3 protein-coding genes are annotated in these 6,505 nt (G+C 70.0%); all 3 read left to right on the top strand.

Going from position 1 to position 6,505, the window contains the following annotated elements; translation table 11 throughout:
- The first annotated feature begins 103 nt into the window (after positions 1-103).
- The 3 genes from ACNFOC_RS48780 to ACNFOC_RS48770 are packed head-to-tail and all read left to right on the top strand — an operon-like array spanning position 104 to position 6,485.
- The gene (locus tag ACNFOC_RS48780) at positions 104-1,255 is read left to right on the top strand and encodes a glycosyltransferase family 4 protein (RefSeq protein WP_416965435.1); all 1,152 of its coding nucleotides are present in this window, start codon (positions 104-106) and stop codon (positions 1,253-1,255) included.
- Between the two features lie 5 nt (positions 1,256-1,260).
- Positions 1,261-2,055 carry a class I SAM-dependent methyltransferase gene (locus tag ACNFOC_RS48775; RefSeq protein WP_416965437.1) on the top strand — a complete coding sequence of 265 codons (795 nt, stop codon included), beginning with the start codon at positions 1,261-1,263 and terminating at the stop codon, positions 2,053-2,055.
- Complete coding sequence (locus tag ACNFOC_RS48770; protein ID WP_416965436.1) at positions 2,052-6,485, top strand: DUF3367 domain-containing protein; 4,434 nt, start codon at positions 2,052-2,054, stop codon at positions 6,483-6,485. The genes ACNFOC_RS48775 and ACNFOC_RS48770 overlap by 4 nt, the downstream gene beginning before the upstream one ends.
- The last annotated feature ends 20 nt before the right edge of the window (positions 6,486-6,505 follow it).

The raw sequence follows: 6,505 nt of genomic DNA, 5'->3' as shown, positions 1-6,505 counted from the left end.
CCCCCACCCCGCGGATTTCCGTCAGAGTTCCGCACCCTGATCAGTCAGAGTTCCGCACCCTGATCCACCAAAGTTCCGCACCCTGAGACGAGTTGGAGCACCTATGCCCCAGCACGTGCCCTATTCGTTGCGCGCCACGTCTCCCCTGGTCGCGCAGCGCCCCCCGGCGCCGGTGCCGTTCCCGCGCCGGATCGTCTTCCTCGCCCACCGGGATCTCGACAATCCCCAGGCCGGCGGCTCCGAACTCCTCGTGGACAGACTCGCCGACGGCCTGACCCGACTGGGCCACCAGGTCACCCTGTTGTGCGGCGGCCCCGCCGCCTACCGCGACTATCGCGTGGTGTCGGCGGGCAGCACCTACGGCCATTTCCTGCGCGCCCGTACCGCCTTCGCCCAACAGATCGGCGACTGCGACCTGTTGGTCGAGGTGTGCAACGGCATGCCGTACTTCGCGCCCGTATGGCACCACGGCCCGACCCTGTGCCTGGTCAACCACGTCCACACGGACCTGTGGAAGATGCGGTTCGGCGGCCCGATGGCACCGGCGGCGCGGATCGGACGAAGACTCGAACACTGGGCACTGACCGGGGCGCAGCGTCGCGGCCTGTTGGTCGCGGTCTCTCCCTCGACGGCGTGTGCGTTGCGTGGGATCGGGGTCGAGCGGGAGCGGATCCGGGTTGTCCACAACGGAGTTGAGGAGCCGGGGCCTCGTGCGGCGCGTTCCGTCGAGCCGCTCTTCGTGGCGGTGGGGCGGTTGGTCGAGTACAAGCGGATCGATCTGCTGCTGCGGCTGTGGGAGCGGGTACGTCCCGTGGTCGGGGGGCGGCTGGTGATCGTCGGTGACGGTCCTGAGCGTGAGCGGCTTGAGCAACTCGCCGGGCCTGGTGTGGAGTTCACCGGGCATGTCTCTGAGGCTCGGAAACACGAACTGCTGTGTGCGGCCTGGCTGTTGCTGCATCCTTCCGCGTTGGAGGGGTGGGGCTTGGTCGTGACTGAGGCTGCGGCTCGGGAGACTCCGGCGATCGCGTTTGACGTTCCTGGGCTTCGTGACTCTGTCGTGGACGGGGAGACGGGTGTCCTGGCTCGTGGTGAGTCCTCGTTCGCGGCGGCGTGGTGTGCGCTTGCGCTGTCCGCGCATCGCCGGGAGGTGATGGGCAAGGCTGCGTGTGATCTTGCGGGGCGTTATCGCTGGGATCGGACGGTCAGACAGTTTCGGTTGGTGGCCGGTGAGGCGGTGAAGGGCTGGGGGTCGTGAGTTGGCTGCGGGCTGGTGGGGGCTGGTCGCGCAGTTCCCCGCGCCCCTTTAGGGGCGCTCCACCTCGCCGGGGATTCAAGGATCCCTCTCTCCGTCGGTCTCTCGCCCTTTTTCGGGCCTTCCTGCGTGAACAGGGCGACCCGGAATCCTGCTACTCGCTGCTCGCCACCGACGCTGCCGATCAAGTCGAGGCCTATGACGGGCCTGTCACCGGCCGCACAGTCGTGGACGTCGGTGGGGGCAACGGGTACTTCACCGAGGAGTTCCGGCGGCGCGGCGCCCATGCCTATCTCTTCGAGCCGGACGCAAGGGAGTTGGGGGAGAAGCCGCCCGACGGGACAGTCATCGCGGACGGGTATCTCCTCCCCCTGTCCGACGGGGTCGCGGACGTGACGTTCTCTTCCAACGTCCTTGAGCATGTGGCCGATCCGGAGACGTTTCTCAGTGAGCTGACTCGGGTGACGCGGCCCGGTGGGCTGATCTATGTGTCGTTCACCAACTGGCTGTCCCCGTGGGGCGGTCACGAGTGGGCGCCCTGGCACTATCTCGGCGCCGAACGGGCCCGCGCCCGCTACCGGCGCCGTACCGGAAAGCCGGCCAAGCACACGCTCGGCGAGAACCTGTTCGCCGTGCACATCGGCGCCACCCTGCGGCAGGTCCGCGCCCGCGACGACGTCATGGTCGTCGCGGCGCGTTCCCGCTACTGGCCCTTCCTCGACCGAGCCGTCGTAAAAGTGCCCGGGATAAGGGAGTTGGCCACCTGGAACCTCCTCCTCATCCTCCGGCGGTGTCCACCATGACGGCGACCACGGTCCAGGCCCCGCCCCCGGCGGCCGATCCCACCATCACGACCATCGCGGGCCCCCCGGAGGGCCCGAGGTCATGGCGCTGGCTGCTGGGGTTCTGGGCCGTGGTGTTCGTGCTGTTCCTCGCCGTGCACCCGGGCCGGCAGACCTTCGACACCAAGCTCGGCGTCACCGTGGACCCCGGTCAATTCCTGTCCGACCTGGGCCAGTTGTGGCACGACCGGGGTTCGTTCGGCGGTATCCAGGACCAGTACGCGGGCTATCTCTGGCCGATGCTCCCGTTCTACTGGCTGGCCCACGCCGTGCAGCTGCCGGTCTGGCTGGCGGAACGGCTGTGGCTGTCGCTGGTCGTGTCGGTGGCCTTCTGGGGCGCGCTGCGGCTGGCCGAGCGGCTGCGCGTCGGCAGCCCCGCGTCCCGGCTGCTCGCCGCCGTGACGTACGCGTTGTGGCCGGTGTTCACGATCGTCGTCGGGTCGACGTCCGCCGCCGCGCTCCCCGGAGCCTTTCTTCCCTGGGTCCTGCTGCCGCTCACCAACGAGCGCTATACGGCGCGCATCGCGGCCCTCCGCTCGGCACTGCTCGTCCCCTTCATGGGCGGCGTCAACGCGGCCGCGACCCTGGCCTCCCTCCTCCCCGTCGGCCTGTATCTGCTCTCCCGCCCGCCGGGTCCACGGCAGCGCAAGCTGATCGCGTGGTGGGTGCCGGGGGTGATCCTGGCGACGGCGTGGTGGTGGATCCCGCTCCTCATGCTCGGCGTCTACGGCGAGAACTTCCTTCCCTACGTGGAGACTTCGCAGACCACGACCGACACCATGTCGGCGACGGAGGGCCTGCGCGGAGCCGGTGACTGGGTCGCCTATCTGCATCTCGGGGAGGCCTGGATACCGGCCGGCTGGACGGTCGCCTCCTCGGTGATCGTGATCGTCTGCTCGGCGCTCGCGGCCGGACTGGGCCTCGCGGGCCTGGCCAGACGGGACATGCCGGAGCGGCGCTGGCTGGTGCTGATCGCGGTGTCGGTCGCGCTGGTCCTGTTCGCCGGGTACGGCGGCTCGTTCGGGGCGCCCTTCCACGGGCTGGTGCAGGACTGGCTGAACGGCCCGCTGGTCCCCTTCCGCAACATCTACAAGTTCCAGGCGGGCCTGGCCCTCGCACTCGTCCTGGGCCTGGCCCACCTGGTGGGCGTGGCCGCCGACACACGCGGCGCCCGTCCGGTCCGGGGCCGCCGGCTCGTCCCGCTGATCGCGGTGCTCCTCGTGCTCCCCGGCCTGGCCTGGCCGTATCTCAACGGGTCGATCCTGAACCCGGGTTCGTTCCAGCAGCTCCCCAAGTACTGGCAGTCCACGGCGGACTGGCTGCACAAGTACTCCCCCGACTCCCGCGCCCTGGTCGTCCCGGCGACGGCGCACGGCATCTACACCTGGGGCTCCCCCATCGACGAACCCCTGGACGTCCTGGCCGACTCCCGCTGGGCGGAACGGGATTACGTCCCGATGGGCACCCCCGGCAACCGCCGGGCTATGGACGCGGTCGAGCAGGCACTGGCGAGCGGCAGCGAAGTCCCGGGCCTGGCCGACTACTTGAGCCGGGCGGGCATCTATTACGTCGTCGTCCGCAACGACCTCGACCCCGACCAGATCGGCTACGTCCCGACCACCACCGTCAAACGCACCCTGGAACAGTCCGGCTACCAACGGGTGACGGGCCTGGGCCCGACCATGACCGGCGGCCGCATCGCCAACGACACCCCCCTCCAGGTCGAGGGCCTCTACCCGCGCCAACGGGCGGTGGAGATCTACGAACCGACGAGCAAGGACGTGACCCGCCCCGGCCAGGCGGGCCTGACGCCGGTGGCCGACACGGCGGTGGTCTCCGGCGGCCCGGAGTCCCTCCTCCCCCTCGCCACCGAACTCCGGGGCAGGGCAACGGTGTTGACGGGCGACAACCACCCCGGCCTGGGCTCACCCCCGCTCCAGGTGGTGGGCGACGGACTGCGCCGAGCGGACACCCGGTTCGGCCTCGTCGACGCCAACACGTCGTACACGTACACCCCCGACGAACGCAACGCGCCGGACGCGGTCCAGGACGCCGGCGAGAAACCGAAACAGATCCTGCCGACCAAGGGCATCGCCCACCAGACGGTGGCGCAGTTGCGCGGCGCCCGCTCGGTGACGGCGTCGTCCAGCGGCAACTGGCTGTTCTCCCTGCCCCAGTTCGATCCGGTGAACGCCTTCGACGGCAACCCGGACACCGCGTGGGCGGAGGGCGCGGCGGGTTCGGCGAACGGCCAGTGGCTGCGCATCGGCTTCGCGGGCGGGTCGTACGACATGCCGGGCTCGTTCAAGGTCACACCGCTCCCGCAGGGGAGCGTCCGGGCGGCGGCGACCGAGGTGAGGGTGCAGACGGAGAAGGGAACGGCGACCAGCTACCTCCAGCCGAACGGCATGCCCCAGACGATCAAATCGCCCGCGGGCGAGACGAGTTGGATGAAGCTGACGATCGTCGACTCGGTAGCCCGCCACACCGGCCTCACCGGCGCGGGCTTCTCCGAGATCGCCCTCCCCCACATCCAGGTCACCCGGCTCCTCAAGCTCCCCACGGACGCGAACACGGCCGACGCGTCCGCCGAGATCATCTCCCTGCACCGCACGGACGACCCGACGGGCCTCTCCCCGACGGGCACGGAGGCGGGCCTGCACCGCACGTTCTCGACGTCGACGGCGGGAACGTACGAGATGAAGGCGACCGCGGTGGCCACCCCGGGCGAGGAGTTGGACAAGCTCCTCTATGAGGTGGCCCCCGCCCAGCAGCAGCGCATCACGGCAACAGCGGACTCCACGGCGGCACTTGGCACGGGACTCTCCGCCCGCAATCTCACGGACGGCGACCTGACGACGGGCTGGACAGCGGGCGACCGCCCGACGATCCACCTCACCTGGACCGGCAAACAGCCGGTGGGCGAAGTGGTGTTGGCCCCCGCGGGCGGCCTGTCGACGCGCCCGACCGAGGTCGACATCAGCTCACCGGACGGCTCGACGATCGCGGGCGTGGACGAGAACGGCGTGACCCGCTTCGACCCGATCACGACGGACAGCCTGACCATCACGGTCACGAAGACGGCCCCGCTCACTCTCCACAACCCGATAGCCGACGAGAACCTCCAACTCCCCGTGGGCCTGACCGAGGCCTACATCCCGGCCCTGGACCAGTACCGCACCCCCCAGCCGGACCCGTCCCGCCCCTTCACCCTGGCCTGCGGAAAGGGCCCGGTGGTGGCGGTGGACGGCGAGTTGTACCCGACGAGCGTCAAGGGAACGGTGGACGACCTGACGGCACGGCGCGAGGTCGAGGTGACGCTCTGTCAGCAGGGCGAGTCGGACGGGGCGTTGGAGCTGACGTCGGGAACACACAGGGTGGAGGCGGGAGACGCGGGCCCGTTGACCCTCACGGACGTGACGCTGACCCGGGGAACGATCACCGAACCCACGGCCGCCACCCGCGAGTTGACGGTCCAGGACTGGCTGGGCGACCGCCGCGAGGTGAGCGTCACCTCGGGCGCGGCGTCGTACTTCACCACCTACGAGAACTACAACACCGGCTGGAAAGCCACCCTGAACGGCAAGGAGTTGTCCCCGGTCCGCCTGGACGGCTGGCAACAGGGCTGGCGCGTCCCGGCAGGCGCGGGCGGCACGATCAAACTCTCCTACGAACCGGCGACGACGTACGAGGCCGGCCTCATCGGCAGCGCAGCCGCACTGGTCGTCCTCCTGGCCCTGGTGATCTGGCGCCGCGACGAACCGAGTTCCGACGAGGTGCAACCACCCCCACCCCTGCCCGGCCTGTGGCTCGGCACGGTGGCGCTGACGCTGGTCGGGGTGGTGATAGCGGGTTGGTTCGCCCTGCTCGTCCCAGCATTGGCGCTGCTGGCCTACCACAGACACGCGTTGCTGGTCCCGATCGCGTTCGTGGCACTGGCGGGAGCGGGCATCGTGGCGGCGACGGGCGCGGGCGAACCAGTAGGCGCAGGCGAGGGAGCGTACAGCCGCGCGGCCCAACTCCTCGCCCTGATCGGCTTGTTCGCAGCCTTGGTGAGCGTACGAGAACCCTCCGCTCCGGAACCAGCACCGACCCCACCCCTGCCGCAAAGAGAACGAGGCACAAGCGCCCTGGGCGAAAGGACCCCGGTGGAGTCAAGCCGAACAATCTCAGCACAGCCCAGCGGAAGCGCCCCTTCAGGGGCGCGGGGCCGTGACATTAGCGGCTCCGCCGCGCGGGCGCGACCAGCCCCCACCGAACCCGCAGTCGGCAACAACCAGCCGCCCCACGGCGAGGACCCGATAGGGGCGCGGGGCCGTGACATTAGCGGCTCCGCCGCGCGGGCGCACCCAGCCCCCACCGACCCGCACCAAAGGGACGACCTCCGATGACCACACTCGACCAACCTCCC

This window comes from Streptomyces colwelliae (assembly GCF_048158785.1).
GTDB lineage: Bacteria > Actinomycetota > Actinomycetes > Streptomycetales > Streptomycetaceae > Streptomyces.
The sequence above is the reverse complement of the archived record's forward strand: the minus strand, read 5'-3'. Positions and strand labels throughout refer to the sequence as shown.

Bases quoted from the DNA above. Each gene is read 5' to 3' on its own strand.
- ACNFOC_RS48770 (WP_416965436.1), top strand. From the start codon at position 2,052: ATGACGGCGACCACGGTCCAGGCCCCGCCCCCGGCGGCCGATCCCACC.
- ACNFOC_RS48780 (WP_416965435.1), top strand. From the start codon at position 104: ATGCCCCAGCACGTGCCCTATTCGTTGCGCGCCACGTCTCCCCTGGTC.